General features: G+C 39.2%; 20 protein-coding genes. 14 read left to right on the forward strand and 6 right to left on the reverse strand.

Annotated elements, in window-relative coordinates:
* Positions 1-20 precede the first annotated feature (20 nt).
* The 3 genes from JWQ54_RS04590 to JWQ54_RS04600 all read right to left on the reverse strand — a co-directional run bounded on the left by JWQ54_RS04590 (position 21) and on the right by JWQ54_RS04600 (position 2,815).
* A complete protein-coding gene (locus JWQ54_RS04590; RefSeq protein WP_299580910.1) occupies positions 21-605 on the reverse strand; it encodes a hypothetical protein in 585 nt (194 codons plus the stop codon).
* Positions 606-626: 21 nt separating this feature from the next.
* Entirely contained in the window at positions 627-1,058 is a 432-nt protein-coding gene (locus JWQ54_RS04595; RefSeq protein WP_299580912.1) for a DUF3592 domain-containing protein, read from the reverse strand.
* Positions 1,059-1,186: 128 nt separating this feature from the next.
* Positions 1,187-2,815, reverse strand: coding sequence for an acyl-CoA carboxylase subunit beta (locus tag JWQ54_RS04600; RefSeq protein ID WP_299580915.1), 1,629 nt, complete (start codon positions 2,813-2,815; stop codon positions 1,187-1,189).
* A gap of 193 nt (positions 2,816-3,008) precedes the next feature.
* Here JWQ54_RS04600 and JWQ54_RS04605 point away from each other — a divergent pair, with 193 nt between their 5' ends.
* From JWQ54_RS04605 to JWQ54_RS04655, 11 genes are all read left to right on the forward strand, one after another.
* On the forward strand, positions 3,009-4,496 hold the full coding sequence (locus JWQ54_RS04605) for an MFS transporter (protein ID WP_299580918.1): 1,488 nt from the start codon (positions 3,009-3,011) through the stop codon (positions 4,494-4,496).
* A gap of 112 nt (positions 4,497-4,608) precedes the next feature.
* On the forward strand, positions 4,609-5,340 hold the full coding sequence (locus JWQ54_RS04610; RefSeq protein ID WP_299580921.1) for a polyprenol monophosphomannose synthase: 732 nt from the start codon (positions 4,609-4,611) through the stop codon (positions 5,338-5,340).
* 106 nt (positions 5,341-5,446) lie between these two features.
* Positions 5,447-6,469 carry a Holliday junction branch migration DNA helicase RuvB gene (gene ruvB / locus JWQ54_RS04615; protein WP_299580924.1) on the forward strand — a complete coding sequence of 341 codons (1,023 nt, stop codon included), beginning with the start codon at positions 5,447-5,449 and terminating at the stop codon, positions 6,467-6,469.
* 138 nt (positions 6,470-6,607) lie between these two features.
* The gene (locus JWQ54_RS04620) at positions 6,608-7,171 is read left to right on the forward strand and encodes an RNA polymerase sigma-70 factor (protein ID WP_299580927.1); all 564 of its coding nucleotides are present in this window, start codon (positions 6,608-6,610) and stop codon (positions 7,169-7,171) included.
* 364 nt (positions 7,172-7,535) lie between these two features.
* The gene (locus tag JWQ54_RS04625) at positions 7,536-7,997 is read left to right on the forward strand and encodes a hypothetical protein (RefSeq protein ID WP_299580930.1); all 462 of its coding nucleotides are present in this window, start codon (positions 7,536-7,538) and stop codon (positions 7,995-7,997) included.
* A 422-nt stretch (positions 7,998-8,419) separates the two neighbouring features.
* A complete protein-coding gene (locus tag JWQ54_RS04630; protein ID WP_299580933.1) occupies positions 8,420-9,577 on the forward strand; it encodes a FecR family protein in 1,158 nt (385 codons plus the stop codon).
* Between the two features lie 316 nt (positions 9,578-9,893).
* A complete protein-coding gene (locus JWQ54_RS04635; RefSeq protein WP_299580936.1) occupies positions 9,894-13,295 on the forward strand; it encodes a TonB-dependent receptor in 3,402 nt (1,133 codons plus the stop codon).
* A 23-nt stretch (positions 13,296-13,318) separates the two neighbouring features.
* On the forward strand, positions 13,319-14,821 hold the full coding sequence (locus JWQ54_RS04640; RefSeq protein ID WP_299580939.1) for a RagB/SusD family nutrient uptake outer membrane protein: 1,503 nt from the start codon (positions 13,319-13,321) through the stop codon (positions 14,819-14,821).
* Between the two features lie 75 nt (positions 14,822-14,896).
* Complete coding sequence (locus JWQ54_RS04645) at positions 14,897-17,173, forward strand: GH92 family glycosyl hydrolase (protein WP_299580942.1); 2,277 nt, start codon at positions 14,897-14,899, stop codon at positions 17,171-17,173.
* 7 nt (positions 17,174-17,180) lie between these two features.
* Positions 17,181-18,281, forward strand: coding sequence for a Gfo/Idh/MocA family oxidoreductase (locus tag JWQ54_RS04650; protein WP_299580945.1), 1,101 nt, complete (start codon positions 17,181-17,183; stop codon positions 18,279-18,281).
* Positions 18,282-18,475: 194 nt separating this feature from the next.
* Positions 18,476-19,258 carry a polysaccharide deacetylase family protein gene (locus JWQ54_RS04655; RefSeq protein ID WP_299580948.1) on the forward strand — a complete coding sequence of 261 codons (783 nt, stop codon included), beginning with the start codon at positions 18,476-18,478 and terminating at the stop codon, positions 19,256-19,258.
* 71 nt (positions 19,259-19,329) lie between these two features.
* Here JWQ54_RS04655 and JWQ54_RS04660 read toward each other — a convergent pair whose 3' ends face one another.
* Positions 19,330-19,815 carry an STAS/SEC14 domain-containing protein gene (locus JWQ54_RS04660; RefSeq protein ID WP_299580951.1) on the reverse strand — a complete coding sequence of 162 codons (486 nt, stop codon included), beginning with the start codon at positions 19,813-19,815 and terminating at the stop codon, positions 19,330-19,332.
* 64 nt (positions 19,816-19,879) lie between these two features.
* Positions 19,880-20,224, reverse strand: coding sequence for an STAS/SEC14 domain-containing protein (locus JWQ54_RS04665; protein WP_299580954.1), 345 nt, complete (start codon positions 20,222-20,224; stop codon positions 19,880-19,882).
* Positions 20,225-20,400: 176 nt separating this feature from the next.
* Between JWQ54_RS04665 and queG the strand changes: the two genes are divergently transcribed.
* Positions 20,401-21,336: a tRNA epoxyqueuosine(34) reductase QueG gene (gene queG / locus JWQ54_RS04670; RefSeq protein WP_299581397.1), complete on the forward strand. Its 936-nt coding sequence runs from the start codon at positions 20,401-20,403 to the stop codon at positions 21,334-21,336.
* A 114-nt stretch (positions 21,337-21,450) separates the two neighbouring features.
* Here queG and JWQ54_RS04675 read toward each other — a convergent pair whose 3' ends face one another.
* Entirely contained in the window at positions 21,451-22,503 is a 1,053-nt protein-coding gene (locus tag JWQ54_RS04675; RefSeq protein ID WP_299580957.1) for a 3'-5' exonuclease, read from the reverse strand.
* A 203-nt stretch (positions 22,504-22,706) separates the two neighbouring features.
* Here JWQ54_RS04675 and JWQ54_RS04680 point away from each other — a divergent pair, with 203 nt between their 5' ends.
* Both JWQ54_RS04680 and JWQ54_RS04685 read left to right on the forward strand, forming a co-directional pair.
* The gene (locus tag JWQ54_RS04680; RefSeq protein ID WP_299580960.1) at positions 22,707-24,689 is read left to right on the forward strand and encodes a DUF3857 domain-containing protein; all 1,983 of its coding nucleotides are present in this window, start codon (positions 22,707-22,709) and stop codon (positions 24,687-24,689) included.
* Entirely contained in the window at positions 24,689-26,602 is a 1,914-nt protein-coding gene (locus JWQ54_RS04685) for a DUF3857 domain-containing protein (protein ID WP_299580963.1), read from the forward strand. The genes JWQ54_RS04680 and JWQ54_RS04685 overlap by 1 nt, the downstream gene beginning before the upstream one ends.
* Positions 26,603-26,775: the final 173 nt, after the last annotated feature.

Consider the following 26,775-nt stretch of genomic DNA (forward strand, 5'->3'; position numbering starts at 1 on the left):
AATATAAAATGAATATTGTTTTAAATAGCCCCGTGAACACCAAAATCAAATAATTGGTGCGTTGTTAAATTGACTTTAGCTTCCCAATAATAATTTCCACCTTCATACACGTGATAATATTCGGTCAGCCAATCGTTACCATCCTTTTTTATGTTTTCATCCCAAAAGCAATTTAAAAGGATTATTTTCTCCCCATTGCCATTGGTCAGCCCAAAATATTGACGTGCATATTTTTCAAGGTGGCTGTATACATTTGGCCCGCGTACAAACCTAACCGCTGGTAATTTTTTAACAAACTGTTTTAAATCCTTTCGCAAAAGTGTTTCGGCTAATACAATATCATCTACGTTTGGCGTAAAGCGTTGGAATTGATTAAATGTGTCATTTTTTAAGGAATCGTTATAAACAGAATAAACTACGCCGCCTGATCTTTTCAAACTTATCCATGGTGATGTATACCTCGCATTAAAAATTGCTCCTTCGAAATCGTCACCGGCTACATTGATTGAATAGTCTGTTACCATTTTAACTCTTGTGACTTTTTGTGCTGACACAGCTGAAGCAAAAAACAAAACTGCCATGAAAAGAACTAATTTATTTGTCATGATTCTTGTTTTTTGACTTTGTTACCGTAAAGAATGGTATTGGTTTATAAAAAAATAGATAATTACTCCAATTATAAGTGTAGCCCCTATACCTATAAAAATGGGTCCCAATAATGCGCTTTTCATATCATCAATCATAAAATGTTTATAATCAGCTTTATCGTATATAACGTTCACCTTATCACCCACTTTATATGCAGCCGGACTACTGCCAATATCATATTTTTCGGTTATCCATTCTTTATCAGCAGTTACAAACCTTATTATAGGATAGTACATTGTGGATCTCGCACCTGATCCCGTGCCCCAGCTTGTTTCTATATCAAATACAACACCCTCAACCTTAACACCTGATTTAATTAACTTTTCGCGCTCATTAAGCTTACCGATTCCAAAAACCGTTAAAAAAGCTCCACCGGCAAGCAGTATTAATTCATCATAATTAACGTTCATAACTAAGATTTATAGGATTTTAAGATTAATTATCATGTACAGAACATTTAAGACGCGACGCATCGCGTCTCCTGCGACCATAATATTTATTCATCCGCACATCCAAAATTCGCACATCCGCACATCACCTACGTTTGTATTATCCCTACGTTAAACGCCCGTTCAATTGGTGCATGATTAGCAGCCTCAATTCCCATGGAAATCACTTTCCGTGTATCAAGCGGATCAATAATACCGTCAACCCAAAGCCTTGCCGAGGCATAATACGGGGTTGTTTGTGCATTGTAGCGGTCGGTGGTTTCTTTTAATAACTGGTCTTCTTTTTCCTGGTTAACATCTTCGCCGTTGGCTTTTAATCCGGCCGCCTGCATTTGTACCAATACTTTAGCAGCCTGACCACCACCCATTACGGCTATTTTGGCAGTCGGCCATGCATAAATAAGTCGCGGATCATAAGCTTTTCCGCACATAGCATAATTGCCTGCGCCGTAGGAGTTGCCTATTACTATAGTGAATTTTGGCACCACTGAATTAGCAACCGCATTTACCATTTTAGCACCGTCCTTAATAATTCCGCCATGTTCGGCCCGGCTACCTACCATAAAGCCTGTAACATCCTGTAAAAACACAAGCGGAATCTTCTTTTGGTTACAGTTCATTATAAATCGGGTGGCTTTATCGGCAGAATCTGAATAGATCACGCCACCAAACTGCATTTCACCTTTTTTTGACTTGATAACTTTACGCTGATTGGCAACAATGCCAACTGCCCAGCCATCAACGCGACCCAGACCGCAAATTATTGATTGCCCAAAACCCGCCTTATATTCTTCAAATTCCGAGTCATCCAGTAAGCGCAATATAACCTCATTCATATCATAAGCCGCTTCCCTGCTGATGGGTAGGATCCCATAAATATCTTTTGGATCAAACTTTGGTGTTGATGCTTTTATCCTGTCGAAACCGGCTTTTGGGAAATCGCCGGTCATGCTCATTATTTTGCGGATAGAATCAAGGCAAGCCTTATCATTTGGATGTTTGTAATCTGTAACGCCTGAGATTTCACATTGCGTGGTAGCACCGCCAAGGGTTTCATTATCCACATCCTCCCCAATTGCTGATTTTACCAAATATGATCCGGCCAAAAATACTGAGCCTGTACCCTCAACTATCATAGCCTCATCGCTCATAATTGGCAGATAGGCACCGCCAGCCACACATGAGCCCATTATTGCTGCAATCTGGATAATGCCCATGCTGCTCATTATAGCATTGTTGCGGAAGATGCGCCCAAAATGTTCCTTGTCCGGGAAGATCTCATCCTGTAAAGGCAAATAAACACCGGCAGAATCAACCAAATAAATAATTGGGAGCCTGTTTTCCATTGCAATTTCCTGGGCACGCAAATTCTTTTTGGCAGTTATGGGGAACCATGCACCCGCTTTAACGGTAGCATCATTGGCAACAATTACACATTGTCTGCCCGATACATAACCGATGCCACATACCACCCCGCCCGAGGGGCAGCCCCCATGTTCAGCATACATACCTTCGCCCACAAATGCACCAAGCTCAAGCCAGGGTTTCCCTTTATCCAAAAGGTAAGCTACGCGTTCGCGGGCCAGCATTTTACCTTTTTCTTTTTGTTTGGCCGCTGCTTTTTCACCGCCGCCTAAGTGTACTTTTTTAAGCCGGGTGTTAAGTTCATAAACAAGCTGCTTATTTATATCTTCATTTTTATTAAACTGGATGTCCATACTTGGTTTTTACAGGAAAATGTAATTTTAGGCAAAATTGGGCAGTAAAGCTTATTTGGAGTTAAAATTGTTTTTAATAATCTTTAAAACGCTTTATAAACAAAATATTAACATCCTTTTTTGTAACAGTTTCAGTATTAAATTCTGATTTAAGGGAATTATATTACTTTAGCGCAATTTTTAGTTATAATATATGCAGGAAACAGCAACTGTTACAAAGCCAGCCAAATCCAGATTTCCGCGAAGCGTTCCTTTTATTATAGGCAATGAAGCGGCAGAACGCTTTAGCTTTTATGGGATGCGGTCCGTACTCAGTCTTTTTTTGGTAAAACAATTTTTTAACCCTACAGATAGTGTGGCGTTAACAGAGCAGGCTAACGCCCATGCCAATAAATTACATCATTTATTTGTGATGGTGGCTTATGCTTTGCCATTTGTAGGCGGCATGATAGCCGACTGGTTTACCGGCAAATACAAACTTATTTTATATGTGTCGATGATTTACTGTGTCGGGCATTTAATGTTGGCTACGTTCGATGGTGGCCTTGGTGGTTTTGAACTGGGTTTGCTTGTAGTTGCCGTTGGCGCTGGTGGCATTAAATCATGCGTATCAGCCAACGTTGGCGACCAGTTTGATGCTACCAACCAGGATTTACTATCAAAAGTTTACGGCTGGTTCTATTTCAGTATCAATGCCGGCTCTATGATTTCAACCGTTGCCATCCCCTGGACTTATGATCACTTTGGCCCCAAGTGGGCTTTCGGTATTCCCGGGCTCCTTATGGCGCTGGCTACCATCATATTTTTTTCGGGCCGTAAAAAGTATGTAAAGGTTCCCCCGCAGGGCGTCAACCGCAATAACCTGGTATTTATAACCTGGTATGCGTTAACTCATTTGAGCCAACGCATACCGGGGCAATCCATGCTCGATGTTGCCAAAGGCCCGTACGACCCCGAGCGCGTTGAAGGTGTTAAGGCAGTTTACCGGGTTATGGCGGTATTCTTTTTCGCGCTGGCATTTTGGGCAGTTTGGGATCAGTGTTTGTCTGAATGGACGCTGTATGCCGAAAAAATGAATCGTGTTATTAACCTTGGGTTTACAAAAGTTACCGTGCTGCCCGGTCAGCTATCTACGGTTAATACGGTATTCCTGCTGCTATTCATTCCCCTCTTTAACTATGTAATATATCCGTGGCTTGATAAGCGCGGATTAAAAACCACTCCATTACGCAGGCTTGGTACGGGGTTGGTATTAACGGCTTTATCATTTGTTGTTATCGCTTTTATCCATAATGGTATCCAGCATGGCGAAAAGCCATCAATATTTTGGGAGGTGCTGGCATTTATGATACTTTCAGCGGCCGAAGTATTGGTATCTATCACCGGACTGGAGTATGCTTATACCCACTCACCAAAATCAATGAAGAGCACTATGACGGGCATCTGGTTCCTGGTAGTATCATTCGGTAATCTTATTACCGCCCTTGTTAATGGTCTTATTGAAGATGGCGGCTGGTGGGCCAAAAACCTTCGGGGTGCAAACTACGAATGGTTTTTTGTAACGTTTATCGGTGTATTTATAATAGTATTCCTGTTTGTTTCGCCGCGGTTGAAAGAACGCAATTACATTACAGATCCATATATTGATAACCAGGCAATTGCAGAAGCAAATAACCTGTAAATCAGCGCACCTATAAAAAAGCAGTAGAGTAACAATTACTTTACTGCTTTTTTATTTTAAATGAAGATGAAAATCAAGTATTTTCGCCAATTGTTTATCTAAATATTTCCGGGTGCCTGATAGCATAGTAATTATTCCAACTTATAATGAAAAAGAGAATATTGAGCGGATGATCCGTAAGGTGTTCTCACTTCCTCATGATTTTCATATCCTTGTTATTGACGATGGCTCGCCCGATGGTACGCAGATTATTGTGAAACAATTGCAGCTTGAATTTTCGGAAAGACTTTTTTTAGAAGAGCGCGCCGGCAAGCAAGGACTGGGTACCGCATATATCCACGGCTTTAAATGGAGTATAGCTTATCAATACGATTATATTTTTGAGATGGATGCTGATTTTTCACATAACCCTGATGATCTGCTCAAATTAAGACAGGCCTGTATTGATGGTGCCGATGCGGTAATAGGCTCGCGCTATATTAATGGAGTAAATGTAGTTAACTGGCCAATGAGCCGCGTGCTGATGAGCTATTTTGCATCGGTATACGTTAGATTTATAACCGGCATTGATGTTAGGGATGCTACAGCCGGTTTTATGTGCTATAAACGTAAAGTATTAGAAACTATCCAGCTAAATAAAATAAAGTTTGTTGGTTACGCATTCCAGATAGAAATGAAATATACCACCATAAAGCATGGCTTTAAACTGGTTGAGGTGCCTATTATATTTACAGACCGTACATTGGGTACTTCAAAAATGTCGACAAGCATTTTCAGAGAAGCTTTTTTTGGAGTAATCCAAATGAAGATCAATTCCATATTCAGAAAATATCCGGAAGGATAGAGATTAGAGGTCAGAGTTTAGAGATTAGTTAAGTAATTTCGCTCTTATTTAATAGTTTTGACCATATAACTAATCTCTGGTTTCTAATCTCTAATCACTGCGAAGCATGAACGAACATCTTGATCCCGACCGCGAACGCCTCTCTCCTGCCGAACGTGATATTGAAAAAGTTCTCCGGCCGCAGGTATTTGAGGATTTTACCGGTCAGCATAAAATATTAGCCAATTTAAAAATATTTGTACAGGCTGCCCGCCAGCGTGGCGAAGCGCTTGATCATGTGCTGCTGCATGGCCCTCCCGGTCTGGGCAAAACCACGCTTTCATATATTATTGCAAATGAGATGGGGGTTGGTATCAAGATAACCTCCGGCCCGGTATTGGATAAACCCGGTGATCTGGCGGGCTTATTAACCAACCTTGAAACAGGAGACATTTTATTTATAGATGAGATTCACAGGCTTAGTCCGCTTGTTGAAGAGTACTTGTACTCGGCAATGGAGGATTTCAAGATAGATATTATGCTGGAGAGCGGCCCAAATGCACGCTCAGTGCAAATCTCCCTAAATCCTTTTACGCTGGTTGGCGCTACCACACGTTCAGGTTTACTTACTGCACCCTTGCGTGCAAGATTTGGCATAAATTCGCGACTGGAGTATTACGATGCTAAATTATTAACTACCATAGTATTGCGCTCAGCATCTATATTAAAAACACCAATCAGCGATGAGGGCGCTTATGAAATTGCCCGCCGGAGCCGCGGTACCCCGCGTATTGCCAATGCATTATTACGCCGCACCCGTGATTTTGCCCAGATAAAAGGGGATGGCAATATTGACACAGGCATTGCCAAATATGCTTTAAATGCACTTAATGTGGATGAACATGGTTTGGATGAAATGGATAATAAGATCCTGACCACTATTATCGATAAATTTAAAGGCGGACCCGTGGGCCTGAAAACTATAGCAACTGCTGTAGGAGAAGACGAAGGCACAATTGAAGAAGTATATGAGCCTTTTTTGATCCAGGAAGGCTTTTTAATGCGTACTGCCCGCGGCCGCGAAGCAACCGAAAATGCTTATAAGCATTTGGGTAAAATAAAAACAGGAGGAAATCCTTCGCTGTTTTAACCAATAGTTATTACATTTGAAATTATAAACCAATTTGCCTGGTGAAAAACTTTATTCTAATTGAGTAAGTATACCTTATTCCCTATAGATTCTCTTTTTGCGGGCAAACAATATTTAATAATATAATTGCTTTTTATTTTGAATATCTACGATTATAATATTCTTAATGATAAGGAACTGACCGGCTTGCTTCAGCAGAACGATGAGCATGCCTTTACCCAAATTTATAACAGGTATTGGTCAAAGCTGTTTGCTATTGCAGCCAACAAGATAAGGGAACTTGACGAAGCCGAAGAAATTGTACAGGATATATTTGTTTCGTTGTGGAAAAGGAGGAATGAATTAGGTGCAATCAATACACTAAGCTCCTACCTTGCCGTATCTGTAAAGTATCGTGTAATTAAAATTTTAGATAAACGAAATCATCAGCAAAAATACGCTGCCTACCGCCACCACGCCGTAAATATTACAGATGATTCAACCCAGCAATGGCTTGAATTTGAAGAGTTAAAAAGTCGCCTCGCAGGCTTCGTAGCCGAACTGCCCGAGAAATGCCGGTTGGTGTATCAGCTAAGCCGGGAATCGGGCTACCCGCAAAGAAAAATAGCGTCAAAATTGGGCATTTCCGAAAAAACAGTTGAGGCTCATTTAGGCAAGGCATTAAAAACGCTCCGTGCCAGGCTGAGCCAGTTCCTGCTGTAATATCCATCTTACAAAAAAAACCGAAAAAATATTTAACACTGCCATTATCGTTACGTTTACCTGCATCCCGATCAATTCCACAACTGGTCGTCTAATCCCAAAACCGCCCTGGTAACGTGGATTATAAGAATATTTTTTTAATTCCTTTGGATTGAAGTCAGATTAAACTCAAGGTAACCGGTTAAAGGACCTCAGTAAAAGTGAAAAAACAGAATTGAAATTAATTGCGCGTATTTAATGGTGCGTTAATGACACCGACGATAAGCCGAAACTGGTATTTATACCGTTACTAAGAATTAACTAAACTCGGACAAAATCATTACAGCAAACTCATACCTTTAGGCCTTTAAGTTATAATTTAATTATGTTTAATTTATTCAAGAAAAAACAAATACCTTCTATTAATCATCAACATAAAAATTTACTCATTTCTCTTCCTTTAAATTGGAAATATGAATTTGAGGAAGGGGATCAGGAAGCTTGTTTTGATCCAAAATCTCAAAGCACCTTGCGTCTTAATGTTATTAAGGTAACTCCTCCTGAAGGAAAGACCCCTGAAGAAAATATAAAAGATCTAACCGTTAATCAACCATATGTCACTACTTCAAAAGGATATCTTTTAACCAAGCCCGCTTATAGGGAGTCTCTCGAAGATGGTAACAATATTACTCTTGTGACATGGAAATTGATAAATTACGATGGCGACGAAAAAACAATAGCCGTTCTCAGCTATACTGTTTTATCAGAAGAAAAAGATTCGGAACAAGAAAAAGAGATTTTTAACCTATTAGAAAATTCTCTACAAAATTCTGAATTGTTAAATTAGGTAAGTCCCCGTAAACGGGCATCATCACCTATGTGTAGCCCCTATTGGGCAATTTCCTGACTATTTCATGGATGATTTGAATAAATTCCATAGATCTAAAGTTTGGCGGTCTATGCCATGACCAAAGCCGCAGTCGAAATACCGGCCAAAAGACTTTTAGTCCTGTAACTTCGTTTTTTTAACTGGTACCAACTGTTTTGCAGATAGTTTCCTTTTAACAAATGTGTTGACCGGTGATGCAGCGGGCACCAATATTGCTGCAAGTGCCACTAAAACTAATTTACGCCAACTTTTTATTTGTCACATCAACCTGACACAAAAATGTAACGTCAACTTTGCTTATTCACAATATTAAAAATATTTCACATTACACTAAGGGATTTCTATCACCCGGCGGACTTACTATTAAACACACCCGCTGAATGGAAGACCGCTACCTGGAATTAGCAAAAAAATGGCTGGACAATACCATAACCTCTGTTGAACAGGCAGAGTTTGCGGCGTGGTATAATGCCGATCAGGATAGGCCTGTTAATATTCCGTCAGCATTTGCAGAAAGCGAAGAAGTATTAAGGGAACGGATCTTAGATAAAATAAACCGGGATATTAAAAAAAACGATAAACGGTTTAAAATAATAATACCAACCTGGCTGCGGGTGGCAGCAGGGCTATTGCTATTTGCCGGGGGCTTTACTTGCTACTACGAGCATACTCATTCGCCGGTTAAGCACCCCGCTCTTGCCCGTCAAAAACCTCAATTAAAAAATGATGCAAGCCCTGGAGGTAATAAAGCTATTCTAACGCTTTCTAATGGCACAAAAATAAATTTGAATGATGTTAAAAACGGGGTTTTAGCCAGCCAGGGTAAAACTATATTAAAAAAAGATAAAGACGGCCGGATCATCTATGAAGCCCCGCAGAATAAAGCAAAAGACTCATCATCTATATATAATACCGTTACCATTCCCAAAGGTGGCCAGTTCCAGATAGTATTGAGCGATGGCAGTAAAGTATGGCTTAATTCAGCCTCATCCATCACATTTCCTACCACCTTCTCAAAAACAGAAAGAAGAGTTACTATAACCGGCGAGGTGTATTTTGAGATTGCCAAAAACAAACATCTGCCATTTAGGGTTGTAGCCGGCAAACAAACAGTTGAAGTATTAGGAACCCACTTTAACATTAATGCTTACTCAGACGAAAATGCAATTAAAACCACCCTTATTGAGGGAAGCGTAAAAGTATCGGCTGATTTCCAAACAGCTATTCTAAAGCCCGAGCAACAATCGAGCATTTTATACAATAAACCAGGTAAAATCAATATAACCAATGTTGACACGGATGATGTACTTGCCTGGACAAACGGTAATTTTCAGTTTGAAAAAGCCGAAATACCATTAATAATGCGTGAAGCTGCCCGATGGTATGATGTAGATATAAAATATGAAGGTGAGCTGCCGCGGCGGCGTTTTACAGGAAGCATATCGCGCAATGTAAACCTGTCTGAATTATTGAAAATATTAAAATATACCGGTATAAATTTTAAAATAGAAGGTAAAACTATAATAGTTACTTCTTAATACCGCACCTATAAACTATTGAAAAACAATATTGCCGGGTTAACCAGCCAGGCAAAAAAAATGGCATTACCGTTGAAGGAATGCTATGCCTATGCGTGAATCAATCAATTATTAACCATAAAAATAAATTCAATGAGAAACTTAATACTTAGATCCCCCTGAAATTTGAGGTGTTTTTTTTATGGAGTACATAAAAAATATCAGATAAAAAAAGTCCGGGAAGCGTTGGAGCGCTTACCCGGGCCAATATCTGGGTTACCTCTATCCACAATCGCGAAATTGAAATATAAGTTTTTAACCCAAACACAACAAAACTATGAAATTTAATTTTATGGTGGTGCCTTTTAAAAGATACCATCTATTCAAAATTTTATTAGCTATGAAGCTAACTGCTGTTTTAATTTTTACAGCTCTTTTGAATGTAAGCGCCAAAACTTATAGTCAGAATATTAATATCCATGAGAATAACATATCTGTGGAGAAGATATTGAAACTGATTAAAAAGCAAAGCGGTTATAGTTATTTTTATGACGAAGACGCTGTAGCTAAAACATCAAAAGTAAATATTAACGTTAACAATGTTACCGTTGAAGAAGCACTTGACATGTGTTTTAAAAATCAACCTTTAACATATAAAATTTTCCAGCAAACCATTGTTGTAAAAGCTAAAGATGATCCAAAAGCAGAGTCAATTGTGGCTCAAAAAGTGCAGGGAACGGTAAGTGATGCAAAGGGACCGCTGCCGGGTGTTAATGTAAAGGTAAAAGGCACAACCATTGGCACAGTAACTGACGTTAATGGTAAATATGTTTTAAATAGTGTAGATGGTAGCGCAACACTTGTATTCACCTTTGTTGGTTATAATACGCTGGAAGTACCCATTAACAACCGCGAAACTATTGATGTAAAGTTAACTGAAAGCCAAAAAGCGTTAAGCGAGGTTGTGGTTGTAGGTTACGGAACCTCAAAAAGAGTTGACCTTACCGGCTCGGTAGGAAGTATAAATGAAAAACAATTACAGGAACGCCCTGCACAAAACCTTGAACAAGAACTTGCCGGTAAAATTGCCGGCGTTAACGTTTCAACCAATTCAGGTGCTCCGGGTGGTGGCACAAAGATCCGGATCCGTGGTTACAGTTCGATAAATTCAAGCACTGATCCCCTGTACGTTGTTGATGGGGTAGTTTGGACAGAAGGCGGAGCTTCTATTAACCCTAATGACGTAGCCTCGGTTGATGTATTGAAAGATGCTTCATCAACGGCTATTTATGGTACACGTGGTGCAAATGGCGTAATATTGATAACTACCAAAAGAGGCAGCAAAAAAAATGGCGGCACAGTAAGCTATGATGCCTATGGAAGCGTTGGCGTTTTAGCCAGAAAATTGAAAGTGCTTAATGCAAAGCAATTTTTGGCTGTTGAAGATCAGTCATACGCGAACATAAAAAAATATGATCCGGAGGGCTGGGCAGCAGGCAATTATGCCAGTGACGATCCAACGCTTATCCGTACAAATCTGATTGGCAAGTTATTCGACTCAAATTTAAACCCGCTTTATAACGTGGACTGGCAGGATGCAACAACACGTCACGCTTTCAGTCAAAACCATAATGTATCATTCACAGATGGAAATGAAACCATGAATTACGGTCTGTTTTTAAACTATGGAGATGATGAAGGGATTATTATCAACAGCTATCAAAAACGTTATAATGTTCGTTTAACGTTTGATAACCAGGTAAAACCCTGGTTAAAAGTTGGAGCCACATTAAATTATGATAACCGGGTAACCCGTACCCAGGATGATGGCACAGGCGGTAATAATATTCCGCGGATGCTTGTTGAAATGCCATCAATTATCCCTATAAAGTACCCTGATGGAAGTTATGGCAAAAGAACCGACTATCCTAATATGGAGGGCGGTGATAACCCTGTGGCCCAGGCAAATGAAATTATTTCATTACATTATAATCGTGTTTTTAGCGGCAATGGATATCTCAATATAAATTTTTTTCCAGGTCTTGATTTTCGTACAACCATTGGTGTAACAACATCAAGCAATACCGAACCCCATTCACAATCTGGCCTGGTTGGTGGTTCAACAGCTAATCAAACTTATAGTTCAGCCTCTATAAACCAGTGGAATAATACTTTTTGGCAGTGGGAAAATCATATTACTTACAACAAAAAATTCAACAATGTACATTCTATAAATGTTGTGTTAGGTGTTGAGCGCCAAAATTTCCAGCAGTTAAGCTCATATGGTTCAACCCAGGGTCTTTCTGATAATTACTACCAGTATTACAACCTTGGTGCAGGTTCAATACCCGGCATCCCAACGTCAAATTATGATGCATGGCAAATGCAATCGTTTTTTGGCAGGTTAAACTACAGTTATAAAGATAAATACTTGTTAACGGTAACAGGCCGCGATGATGGTTCATCCCGTTTTGGTTCAAAAACCAAATATGGATTTTTCCCTTCTGCAGCTGTGGCATGGAGGGTATCGCAGGAGGATTTTTTAAAGGATAACAAAACCATATCTGATCTAAAGCTAAGGCTGAGCTATGGCCTGACAGGAAACTCCGAAATTGGTGAATACCGCTCGCTGGCTAATATCAACACAAACAATTATCCATTTGGCGGTGCTCAATCTATCGGCACCAGTTTAACCAGCATTGGAAATGATAACCTGCAATGGGAAAAAACCTCCGAATATGATTTTGGTGTTTCTTTCGGCTTATTTAATAACCGGATTAACGTAGAAGCTGATGCTTATTTAAAAAAGACAAAAGCCTTATTGCTTAACGCTCCTTTACCCGAAACAAGCGGTTTTACCAGTGTTTATAAAAACATTGGCAGCATTGAAAACAAAGGTATAGAGCTTACAATAAATACAGTTAACGTAAAAGCGGAAAACTTTAGCTGGAACAGTAGTTTTAATATCTCCTTCTTAAAGAATAAAATATTAAACCTGGGCGAAAGTAACGATGACATCTTCCTTGACCCTACTTTTCTCTCACAATTTAACCTAATGCGTGTAGGACTGTCTGCCGGTACGTTTTGGGGTTACAAAGTATTAGGGACATGGGGAACCGCAGAAGCTACTGAAGCTGCTAAATATGGGCTTTTACCCGGAGATTTGAAGATATGGGATAAAAACGGCGATGGTAAAGTTACCGCCGATGATAAGACCGTGTTAGGTAAATCGATACCTAATGGCTATGGTACATTTTTAAACACATTCCGTTATAAAGCCTTTGATTTTGCTGTTGAGCTCCAGTTTAATTATGGTAACCAGGTAATGAACTTAACAAGACACTCAGGGCAGGACAGGACCGGGCAGGCTAACAGTTACGCTACCGTACTTAATGCATGGACACCCACTAATCAAAACACAGATATAGCTGAAGACAGGCCTGCTTTTGTGCGCTACCAAACTGAGATCTATTCAACAAAGGTTGAAAATGGCTCATTTATCCGTGGTAAAACAGTAACCCTTGGTTATAATTTCCCAACTTCAATTGTTTCAAAAATAAAGATGAGCCGTTTGAGGGTCTATGCACAGGCGCAAAATTTATTCCTGATAACCAAATATACCGGTTATGATCCTGAAACATCAACTTACAATACCTCAAGTAACTTTACACAGGGAATACTGTTTTATGATTATCCAAAACCAAGAACATTTCTGCTTGGGTTAAATGCTAGTTTTTAATTAAATATTAAAGTAGAAACATCATGAAATTTAATATAAAAAAATACAGGATCTGGTTTATGTTACTGGTCCTTACGTTTACAATAAGCAGTTGTAAAAAATACCTGGACGAAAAGGATAATAGCAACTTTGTAAAAACCAGCTATTTTAAAACTGCATCGCAGGCGCAAACCTTTGTTAATGGTATTTATACACAGCTTCACCTTTTTCAAAACGGCGATGCTTATGGTGAAGCTCCGTTTATAACTATTGAATTATTTGCCGGCCATGCAACATCATTAGGTCAAAGTGTTAACAATGGCAATGTAATACACCAGCGTACAGATCCTGTTAACCCCGGTTTTGAGGATGTTTGGCAAAATAGCTATAACGCTATTGCCAATGCAAACCTGGCGCTTGAACAAATTCCTCCAATTGGCATGGATGACGCCACTAAAAAGAAGTTATTAGGCGAAGTTTACTTTTTAAGAGCCTTTTTTTATTATCATTTGGTTAGGTTATACGGCAATGTTCCGCTGCTTGTGCATTCCATAACACTTGATAGTCCCGATCTTTATCCGGAGCGTACAGATTACAAAAAGGTGTATGATCAGATCATAAGCGATCTGCAAGCCGCAGAAGCGTCGGGCATGCCGGAAACAGATCAAACAGGTCGTGTATCACTTGGTGCAGTTAGAACTTTACTGGCAAGCGTTTATCTCACAACTGCAGGTTATCCTATGCAAAACAAAGCCAATTATGCGCTGGCTGCTGCCGAAGCCAAAAAGGTACTTTCTACTCCTGCTTATACCCTATTTGATAATTATGCATATCTGCACGATAATGCTCATAAAAACCAGGGAGAACTTATTTTCCAGGGGCAATACCTGGTTGGTGTCGCTACAAATGCTATTACGCAGCTAACTGTTCCATTTAACTTACCTGTAGGCGCTTATGGAGACCATTTAGGCGCAATGATACCTACTAACCAGTTTTTTGCCAGCTATGAAACAGGTGATCTGCGTACCCAGGAGCGCCAGTTTTATTTTTCAAGCTATCCGCAATTTGGCGATGCGAGTAAAACGGTAGTTTTTGGCGAGCACTGTCTTTATAAATTCTTCCATGTGGAAAGCGCTTTAGGCAACGGGATCTGTGATGAAAACTGGACCTTTTTACGTTTACCTGAAGCTATGCTTATATATGCAGAAGCCACTAATGAAGTAAGTGGCCCAACTGCTGATGCGCTTGCCCAGGTAAATGCGATTAGAGCCCGTGCTAAACTTGCTCCGTTGGGAGCATTATCAAAAGATGCGTTTCGCCAGGCTATCTGGAAAGAACGGTATCATGAACTGGCTTATGAGAATAAAGCTTACTTTGATATCCAGCGCACCCATATGGTATATGACGTAATTCATAATACATTTGCCGATGCATTAAGCACCCCGAACGAGCAGGGAGTTACAATGAAAGAACAATACCTTTTATGGCCGGTTCCGCAGCGGGAAATGGACACCAATAAAAAGCTCACTCAAAACACAGGTTGGTAAAAATTTTAATATAAAAGGCCGGTTATCCAACCGGTCTTTTATATTTACGGCATATATTATTTATTAAACACTTTAATGAAAAAACTATTTGTTGTTTTAGCGCTTCTCTTCCCACTATTAACATTAGCACAACCAGGTAACAAAACCTCACTTGTAGATTATATTAACCCATTAATGGGTACAGACTCTAAATATGATCTTTCTAACGGAAATACCTACCCTGCTATAGCCTTACCCTGGGGTATGAACTTTTGGACACCACAAACCGGTAAAATGGGCGATGGCTGGCAATACACCTACGACGCTCATAAAATAAATGGCTTTAAGCAAACCCACCAGCCATCACCCTGGATGAATGATTATGGGCAATTTGCAATAATGCCGGTAACCGGGCACTTAAAAGTATCGCAAAATGGTCGTGCCAGTTGGTTTTCGCACAAGGCAGAAACGTCTAAACCCTACTATTACAGTGTTTACCTTGCTGATCATGATGTATTTGCAGAAGTTACACCTACAGAACGCACAGCACAATTTCAATTTACTTATCCAAAAAATGATAGCTCATATGTAGTGATCGATGCTTTCGACAAGGGTTCATACATTAAAGTTATTCCTGGCGAAAATAAGATTATTGGATACTCAACCAAATATGCACGCGGTCCGTTAAAAAATTTTAAAAACTATTTTGTTATTTATGTAGACAAGCCGATTACCATTGCCCAAACTTATAGCGACAGTACTTTAACTGATTCATTATCGCTGCATGCAAAACATGTTATGGCAGTTATCGGCTTTAAAACAAAGCATGGTGAAAAAGTACACTTAAGGGTATCATCTTCATTTGTAAGCATTGAGCAGGCCGAGATCAGCCTAAAAAGAGAACAGGGCAGCGACAGTTTTAACGTTACCGAGCAAAAAGCAAAAGATGTTTGGAACAAAACATTAAACCGGTTAACTGTTGAAGGCGGCACTGTGGATCAAACCCGTACTTTTTATTCATGCCTTTACCGCATGCTGTTTTTCCCCAATAAATTATATGAGCTTGATGCCAATAACCAGGTAATACACTACAGCCCTTACACCGGCAAAACAATGCCGGGCTATATGTTTGCAGGTACAGGCTTTTGGGACACCTTCAGGGCGCTGTACCCGTTCCTGAATCTTGTTTATCCTTCTATAAATAAAGAGATGCAGCAGGGGCTTGTTAATGATTATAAAGAAGGTGGCTGGCTGCCTGAGTGGTCAAGTCCCGGCTATTCAAACGTTATGATCGGCAATAACTCAGCTTCTGTTGTGGCTGATGCTTATTTAAAAGGAGGCAAAGGTTATGATATCAATACTTTGTATGACGCTTTGGTGCATGGCGCCAATAACGCAGGCCCTGCCGGAACAGGTCGTACAGGTGTTGAATATTATAATAAATTGGGTTATGTTCCTTACGATGTTAAAATAGATGAGAACGCTGCCCGTACACTTGAATATGCTTATGACGATTTCTCTATTTATCAACTGGGTAAAGCGTTAAACAAGCCTGCTTCTGAAATTGAGATCTTTAAAAAACGCAGCATGAACTATAAGAACCTGTTTGATCCTTCTACCGGTTTAATGCGCGGTAAAAACAAAGATGGATCATTTGAAACCCCTTTTAGTCCTTTTAAATGGGGCGATGCATTTACAGAAGGCAATAGCTGGCATTACAGCTGGAGTGTTTTTCATGATATACAGGGTTTAATAAACCTGATGGGTGGCAAAAAGCAATTTATTGCCAAGCTTGATTCCGTATTTATACTCCCTCCTATTTTTGATGATAGCTATTATGGCGAGGTGATCCATGAGATCCGCGAGATGCAGATTGTAAACATGGGGCAATATGCACATGGCAACCAACCCATACAGCACATGCTTTATTTATACAATTATGCCGGTGAACCATGGAAAACCCAATACCATGTGCGCGACGTAATGAATAAGCTTTACAAGGCAACTCCTGACGGTTATTGTGGTGATGAAGATAACGGACAAACATCGGCATGGTATGTATTTTCGGCTATGGGTTTTTATCCCGTATGCCCTGCTGTTGATCAGTATGTGCTAGGCGCCCCGCTGTTTAAAAAACTAACCTTAAACCTTGAAAACGGTAAAAAAGTAATAATAAACGCGCCAAACAACAGCGATGATAATTTATACATCAATAGCATGAATTTGAATGGCAAGCCTTATGACCTGACCTGGTTAAGCCATACAACGTTAAACCAGGGGGCCGTAATAAATTATAACATGTCATCAAAGCCAAATAAGCTGCGTGGTACTAAAGCGAGTGATGTTCCTTATTCTTTATCCAATCAAAAATAATCTGTGTATGAAAAGTCTGAAAAATTATAGTCTGAAAATAATTGTGCTGATTGCTGTACTGTTTGTTTGTATAACCAATGCAAATGCACAAAGTAAATTCAGGGTTGGCGTAGCTGGTTTAAATCACGATCATATTTACAATATTTTGAATGATTACAGGAAAGGCAGGGTAAATATTGTCGGCATAGCCGAACCCAATAAACATTTGTGGGAGAAATACGGCAAACAGTTCCATATCCCCGATACTTTATTTTTTACTGACCTTAAAACTATGATAGCCAAATGCAAACCAGCTATTGTATTAGGTTATAATGCCGTTGGCAACCATGTTGATGTGGTTGAGGTATGTGCTCCATTGGGCATCCCGGTAATGGTAGAAAAGCCTTTGGCTGCTACTTTGATACAGGCTAAACGGATTGAAACACTTGCAAATAAATATCATATAACCGTGCTGACTAATTACGAAACTACATGGTATCCGTCTTTCCAGGGCATTTATGATATTGTAAATAAAGACAGCATTGGTGCCATTCGTAAAATGGTAGCGCACGATGGGCACCAGGGCCCGCGTGAGATTGGCTGCAGTGAGGAGTTTTTAGCCTGGCTTACCGATCCTGTTTTAAACGGAGCAGGCGCCCTTAACGATTTTGGCTGTTATGGCGCTGATTTAATGACGTGGCTGATGCATGGCCAAAGGCCAATTGCAGTATATGCAGTTGCAAAACATTACAAGCCAAATGTTTATCCTAAAGTTGAAGATGATGCCACCATAACAGTTGAATATCCTACAGCTACCGGATTAATCGAAGGATCATGGGCGTGGCCGTTTAGCATCAAAGATCTTGAAGTTTTTGGCGAAAAAGGCTATTTGCATGCAACAGATATGAAAAACCTGAGCATGCGGATGCGTGAAAATAAAAAAAGCGTAATAGACTTAAAACCGTTAACTGAACCAAATGATGATCCGGTTACGTATTTTAACGCCTTTTTGCAAAAGAAGATTAAAGGTGATGATGACCGTACCTCATTAAAATACAATATGATAGTGATGGAGATTCTGGATGCCGCCAAAAGATCAATTAAGGAGGGGAAGCGGATAGTGTTATAACTTGAATAGGGTGATTGGGGTGACTAAGTTGGATTGAGTTGATTTGGTTTGTTACCATTGTTTTTTTTAACCAAATCAACTCAATCAACTCAATCTAACCAATCCAACTTAATCCAACATAAACAATTAACCAGAAGAAAAAAATATTACTTTTGCCGCAGTTATTGATATTTTAATACCTCGAGAATCTATATATGATAAAACAACTTCTAACTGCGGCGAGCCTGTGCTTTTTAAGCTTGGCGGCTTCTGCGCAAGGTAATAATGCAGCCATAATGGCCCGTAAACAAGTTCCGGTTATTTGCTACCACCAAATTCGGGACTGGCGACCAAAAGATTCAAAAAATGCAAAGGATTATATTATTCCTGTTCAATCTTTTAAGGATCATATTAAAATGCTGGCAGATAGCGGATACCATTCCATATTGCCCGATCAGTTGTATGATTACCTTACCAAAGGTACTGCACTTCCAAGCAAACCGGTTATGTTAACATTTGACGATACCGACCTTGACCAGTTTGAAGTGGCGCGCCCGACATTGAAAAAATACGGGTTTAAAGCTGTTTATTTTATCATGACGGTTTCACTAGGAAGGCCTCATTACATGAGCAAGGAGCAAGTTAAACAATTATCTGACGAAGGAAATATAATAGGCAGCCATACCTGGGACCACCACCGCGTAGATAAATATAAACACGATGCCAATCCTAAAAAAGATGATTGGATAGTACAAATTGACAAGCCAACCAAAAAACTGGAAGAAATTACCGGCAAAAAAATAAATTATTTCGCTTTTCCTTTCGGCGTATGGAAAAAACCTGTTTTACCTGAATTAAAAAAGTATCATTTTAAACTGGCCTTCCAGTTGGCTGATAAACGTGATGAGAATGATCCGTTATTGACCGTTCGCCGGATATTAGACAGTGGCTATTGGACAACAAAAACATTCAGCAGCAGCGTAAGGCATAGCTTTTAAGCCCCCTACCCCCTAAAAGGGGAATTAAAAAAGTTTAAGTCCCTGTTTGCCTTGCAAACGGGGACTCTGTTTTACAGGTTCTCGCCCGAAGGGCCTTGCCCTTTGTTTGATGAGTTCTCCGTGGCAGGTTCAAGCTCATCATTATCTGTAGGTACAGCAGTTGTTTTTTTTGAATGATCTTTGTCATCCCCATCTTTTTCACTTACCCATTTAATTGCAGCATCCAATTCGGCCAATGGATAACCTCTTGATTTACCGGGAATAAACAGACGGAACGCATCGCTAAACCATTCTACAGCTTTCTGGTCAGTTACAACGGCAATTTTATTCCATTGTGTAAAATGTTTTAAGCCCAGTTTAAAATCATCCCACCAGGCCCCTGCCGTAAAATTCCCGATATCAGTTTCAAGTATTAGTAAATAATTGATTTCACCCTGGCGCTCAACAAGCTCATCCAAATGGGGAATGAATACTTTTTCATAATCATCTTTACTAACTTCGCCAACCGCATGGATTCCTATTACATGAGATGGCAGATCTTTGATATATCGTAACATAACTTTAGTTTTTTTATAACAACACAGACCTAAACGGTGTGTTTTTATTGTTTAAAAATCAAGCTTATTTTACAATCACCCACCTTATTGCTTTGTCAAGCTGATCTAATGGAAAGAACCGGAACTTACCGGGGATTATATATTTAAAAAGATCGCTATAGCCCATTGCACCTTTTTGATCTGTTACGAGAGCTACCCTTCCCCATTTAAAAAAATATTTGAACCCGATTTTTATATTGCCGCACCATGCTCCGCTTGCAAAATTCTTTATATCTGTTTCAAGCACCAACACAAAATTGATCTTACTGTTCCTTTTAAGCAGATCATCAATTATCGGGATAAGCGCGTTTTCATATTCTGTTTCAGTAACCGCAGCAAACGCATGTAAACCTGCTATATGAGAGGGCATATTATTGATCAACTGAAGCATATATTAACATTGGTGTTGTAAAACTTCTCTATAAACTCACAATAATTAAGCCACACTATAAAAACATTGCCATTATAAACTATCTATCACAATAGTTAATGTGTACTATATCAAACCGGATGGTTAAATTTCATTTTATACTATCTTTGCAATTAATGAAGCAAAGCCGGGCAGCATACAGTCATCTTATTAAAACTGAGGCCAAAAACCTGGGCTTTTTGTTTTGCGGTATTTCCAAAGCTGATTTTTTGGAGGAAGAAGCACCAAGACTCGAAACATGGTTAAGAAAAGACATGCATGGCGAAATGCAATACATGGAAAACCATTTTGATAAGCGTCTTGATCCGCGTTTACTGGTTGACGGGGCCAGGTCTGTAATCTCATTAGGTTTAAATTACTATACAGATCAGGTGCATTCCGATCCTTTAAGTCCTAAGATATCAAAGTATGCTTACGGCTCTGATTATCATAATGTTATAAAGGAAAAATTAAAGCAGCTACTTGAATTTATAAATGATAAAATAGGGAAAGTTGGCGGTCGGGCTTTTGTCGACTCTGCACCGGTACTTGATAAAGCCTGGGCGAAAAAAGCTGGGTTGGGCTGGATAGGAAAAAACACAAATCTCATCAATCAAAAAACCGGCTCGTTCTTTTTTTTGGCAGAGTTAATTGTGGATATTGACCTTGAATATGATATTACCCCCACTGCCGACCATTGCGGAACCTGCACCCGTTGTATTGATGCCTGCCCTACTGAAGCTATTGTTGCCCCCTATGTTGTTGATGGAAGCCGCTGTATCTCCTATTTAACCATTGAGCTTAAAAACGAGATCCCGCAGGAGTTTAAAAATAAAATGGATAATTGGATGTTCGGCTGCGACGTTTGCCAGGATGTGTGCCCATGGAACAAATTTTCTGTACTTAATACTGAACCCGCTTTTATCCCGCATGCTGATCTGCTTAATTTAAACAAGCAGGATTGGGATGAAATAACCGAAGATGTGTTTCAAAAAGTATTTAAAAACTCCGCAGTAAAAAGAACAAAGTTTAGCGGGCTTAAAAGAAATATATCGTTTTTGGGGAATAGTTAATTAGAGACCGGTTAATCAGAGATTAGGGGGAATTTACGTAAAATACAAAGTCCGGAAATCCCTCTTTCGGACTTCCGGACTTTACTGACTTTCGGACTGACCTGCTCTCTAACCTCACCCCTTCTTAAACTTATCAGCAAGCAGCTTCAGCATATCATCATTTACAGGTAGTGCCGGGCCGTCATCCTTCTTTTTAAAAGGTTTATTTTCAGGCCGTGGATAGTTGCTCGTTTTTAAGTGATCAGGTTTATGGAACTCCCTTTTCACCTGATTTTCCACAGGCTGAGCTTCTGCCGGAGCTTCTTGTGATTTTTGGTTTACCTGCTGCTGCAGTTGTTGTTTAGCATAACGTTCAGCAGATTTTTTTGCATTCCAGCGGGTATAGATCTCTTCTAACTTACGTTTTGTATATAATGGAAAATCCCCCTGCATCATCCATGAATAGTAGCTGGGCTCAATTTTCAGTACGTCTTCAACTGTTTTGCCTTTATGTTTTCCAAAATTAAAGGTCTCTTCGCCATTTTCGTTGTAAACCATGCGTCCGGCAAAATCAACAGGTTTATTAAGGTTAGTAAAATGATGCAATGCTTCAATATCATTTACAACAGGTATTGACCGGTTCCCTTTTTTATCTTCCCATTCTATATTTTCATATTTGGCTATCTGAGCAAGTAAAACTTCCATGGTAGCGCGTGTGTCAGCTTCGGCCGAGTGAGCATTTATTATCTGTTTATCACAATAAAACTGGTATGCCGCCTTTAATGTACGCTGCTCCATCTGGTGAAATATATTCTGCACATCTACAAAATGGCGGTTATCCAGATCAAATAAAACATTGGCCCTTAAAAATTCCTCCATCAGCATTGGAATATCAAACTTGTTGGAGTTATAGCCGGCAAGATCACTTATACCAATAAACTCGGCTATCATCAGAGCTATTTCTTTAAAAAGAGGTTCATCTTTTATATGCTCATCATAAATACCATGTACCAGCGATGATTCCAACGGAATTGGCATGCCGGGATTTACCCGCCAGGTTTTCACCTCTTCGCTGCCATCAGGATGTAGTTTGATAACAGATAATTCAACAATACGATCAACACCCAGATTTGTTCCTGTTGATTCAATGTCGAAAAAAGCCAGGGGCCGTTTTAAGTTTAATTTCATTTTAAAGCTATATTTTTATTCTACTCGAAATGTACGTAATAGTCCTTACCTTTTATAGGAGAACTTTTATTTCAGTTTGCAAGCCTGTTAGCAAAGGTCGCAAAAGTCCTAAAAAGAATCAGAACTATAAATTTTTTAATTTAATTAATTTTAAAGATAAAAGGTTTATTTTGTAGCCGCCTAATTAAACTAAACTAAAGCGCATGAAAAAACCTTTACTTATCCTCTTTTTCTCATTTTTTATTGCGATGCAGGTATCAGCTCAGGATTTCTCTTATGGAACTGTTACCACCGAAGAAATGAACATGAAAAGTTATGCCAAAGACACATCAGTACACGCTGTTGTGTTACAGGAATTTGGCAAATCGAGCATTAATATCGGCAGCGATGATAACATTAAACAGATCTATGAGTACCACGTTAAAATAAAAATATTCGATGCCAAAGCCTTTGAAAAAGGAACGGTAAAAATACTTTTATACAGAAACGATAAAACCGATGCTTACGAAGACGTGTCAAATATAAAGGGAGTTACCTATTATAAAGATGATAACGGCTTTACCCAAAAAATTGATCTCGAAGATAAAAAGGTTTATCCTGTAAAAGAAAACCAGTATTGGGCAAATTATAAATTTGCAATGCCTGGCTTGCGTAATGGGTGTATAATTGAATATAAATATCGCGTCGAATCGTTCCGCTGGTACAAACTCCGTTCGTGGGAGTTCCAGGATGATATCCCCAAAGTTTATTCAGAATATGAAGTACATATCCCTGGTTTCTTCAATTTTAATGCATCAATAAAAGGTTTTTTAAAACTAACTAAAAACACTTCATCTGTTGAGTCGCAATGCTTTGAAACACACGGAGCAAAAGCTGATTGTTCATTAATTAATTATGGAATGGCCGATATTCCTGCATTTAAGGAAGATGACTATATGACTTCGCCAAAAAACTTTTTATCAATTATAAATTTTGAGCTGGTCGATTTCCAAAGCCCTTATGATGGCCTAAAACACAAAGAAACAAAGGAGTGGAAAGATATTGATTATGCGCTTAAAACCAATGCATCATTTGGCGGACAGTTAAAAAGAAAAAGTTTATTAAAAGATAAAATTACGCCAATAATAGCCGGTAAAGCTGATGATTTGGCAAAGGCAAAGGCAATTTACCAGTACTGGCAAAAATGGTTTAAATGGGATGGTTTTTGGTCAATTTACAGCGACAATATCAGCAAATCAATAGATAAACATAGCGGCGATGTAGCTGATATCAACCTCTCGTTGGTTACGGCTTTAAGTTCAGCCGGTTTAAATGCGGAAACAGTTCTGCTGTCTACCCGTGATAACGGCGCGCTGAATACCTTATACCCTGTAATAAACGATTTTAATTATTTGGTCGCAAAAGTTAATATCGGCGACCAGGTTTATTTGCTCGATGCAACCGACCCACTACTTCCTTTCGGCGTGCTACCTTTTAAATGCTTAAACGACAAGGGCCGGGTTTTCAGCCTTGATAAACCATCCTACTTTATGGATATGAGCCTGCCGCAACGCGAAAAAAGCAGCTACCTGCTTGATGTTACGTTACAGAATGATGGTAAATTAAAGGGCACCTTAACAAATTATTCAACAGGCTACGAGGCCTATAAAAGAAGGGCAGCCATTAAAAAGTTCAACAGCATTGATGAATATGTTGAGAACCTCAACAGTAAGCTGCCAAAATGGAAAATACTAAAATCGGAAATAAGGTACCTCGACAGCCTGGATATGCCTGTTGCCGAAATATATGATGTTGAAATTAAAGTTTATGATAAGCTTGGTGAAAGTAACCGGGTAACGTTCAGTCCGTATTACATAAATAAGATAACAACTAACCCATTTAAATTAAACGAGCGTTCGTATCCAATTGATATGGGGATGGCATCAGAAGACCGTTATGTAATAACCGTGCATTTGCCTGCAGATTATATGGTTGACACTCCCCCACCGGCTATGGCTGTAGCAATGCCTAATAGTGGCGGCAAATATATAAGCAGCTACGAGCCTGGTGATAACTCCTTTAGTTTTACTTACTTCACCCAATTTACTAAATCGGTGTACGGGGCCGAAGAATATCCCTATATCAAAGAGTTTTATAATAAAATTATACAGTCGCAAAAAACCGAAATGGTTTTTAAAAAGAAATAATGAGAGGATTTATAATTGTTTGCTGCTTAGCTGTATTATCGGTTGGGGCAAAGGCCCAGCAAAATTACGATGCCAGCCTTATCTCGAAAGACCTTTTACCCTATGCCAGTTCAGTGATTCGGAATGAAGAGGTGACCATTGAAGTTAAGGATTTGGATAATGTTGTGTACCACGTAAAAAAAGCCATTACTGTGTTAAATAAAAATGGTGACGATGATGCGCATATTGTCATCTATCATGATAAAAATGATGTAATTAAAAGTGTAAAAGGCGTTGTATATAATGGATTTGGAAAACAGATAGACAAGTTTGGCGAAAACAAGTTTGAAGATGTAAACATTGGCAGCAGCAGTAGTTTATTCGAGGGCATGCGAGCCGAGCACTATCTTCCTTCAGTCACTGAATACCCTTATACGATAGCTTATGAATATGAAGAAAAATCAAAGCAAACCTTAAATTTTGCCCCATGGATCCCAAACGGAGATATAGGCATTGCAGTTGAAAAAAGCTCCTTTAATTTTATATGCAGTCCTGATTTTAACATAAAGTTTAAAGAAAGCAATTTACAGACCAGGGCAACCATTGGCAGGAACGCGCAGGGGTTAAAAACGTATTCGTGGCAGATAAGTAATTTAAAGGCAATTAAATATGAACCTTTTAGCCCTTATGTTAAAAACTACGCCAGCGGTGTACAAATAGCGCCCGAAAAATTTGAGTATTATGGCTTAAAAGGTTCTTATAACAACTGGAAAGAATTGGGAAAATGGATAAGCGACAAATTAATGGTTAACCGGCAGGACTTGCCCTATCAAACCATTGAACATGTTAAGGAAATTACCAAAGACATTAACGACCCTAAGTTAAAGGCAAAAAAAATATATGAGTATATGCAGGCCAAAACGCATTATATAAGTGTACAGGTTGGAATAGGCGGCTTTCAGCCCTTTTTAGCATCAGAAGTTGATCAGCAAAATTATGGGGATTGCAAGGCGCTTGTCAATTATACACAGGCATTACTCAAAGCAGTTAATATAGAATCCTACTATTGTATTGTTAAATCGGGCCGCAACCATAATGTGAGCCTGCTCAGTGATTTTGCCAGCATGAGCCAGGCAGATCATATTATTTTATGTGTACCTTTTAAAAATGATACTACCTGGGCCGACTGCACCAGCCAGACCATACCTTTTGGTTATCTTGGCGATTTCACGGATAACCGCACTGTACTTGCGCTAACACCCGAAGGCGGCAAGCTGATGCATACGCCTAAATATCCGGCACCTGTCAATTTGGAGAGCCGCAAAGCTAATTTTACAATTACTAACACCGGCGAATTATCAGGAACAATGACAACAACTTTTAAGGGGGTTGAATACGAAAACCGGGATGATTTATTAAAAGAGTCACGTACTGAACAATATAAAATGATTCAAAAAAAATATCCGATAAACAATATGGATATTGATAACCTTGATATTAAACAGGACAAGAGCTTTGATCCGGTTACCACGGAAACCATAAAGCTGAACGCAAGAGATTACGCTACGTTTGATAACGGCAAGTTTTATTTTTTGCTTAACCCTGCCAACCGGGAAACTTATGTACCAAAACAGGTGCGTAACCGGTTAAACAGCATTTATATAACCCGCGGTTATACCGAGGAGGACGATGTTATCTATACCATACCTGCCGGCTATCGTTTGGAAAAAAAAGTTTTAAACGAAAAGCTTGATAAGCCTTTTGGAAATTTTTCTGCGAATATGGAACTAAAGGGCGATAAACTAATTTACAAACGCAAGTTTCAATTAGTTGAGGGCACGTATGATAAGGATGTGTACCAGGACGTACTTGATTTTTTCCAGGCGGTAGTTGATGCTGATGAGTATAATGTAGTACTGATAAAAACTAACTGAAAATTATAATTCCGAGTACAATTCCCACAATCATAATAATATACAGTAAAAGCTCATTACCTGCGTAGCGTTTGTATTTTGTCCAGAAAGAATAGTTTTCTTTGGGTGCTGACATAATGGTGCAAAATTATCAATTATGTTTTAATTTATGTGCAATGAATAAAAATGATGAA

The organism is Mucilaginibacter sp. (assembly GCF_028288225.1).
GTDB lineage: Bacteria > Bacteroidota > Bacteroidia > Sphingobacteriales > Sphingobacteriaceae > Mucilaginibacter.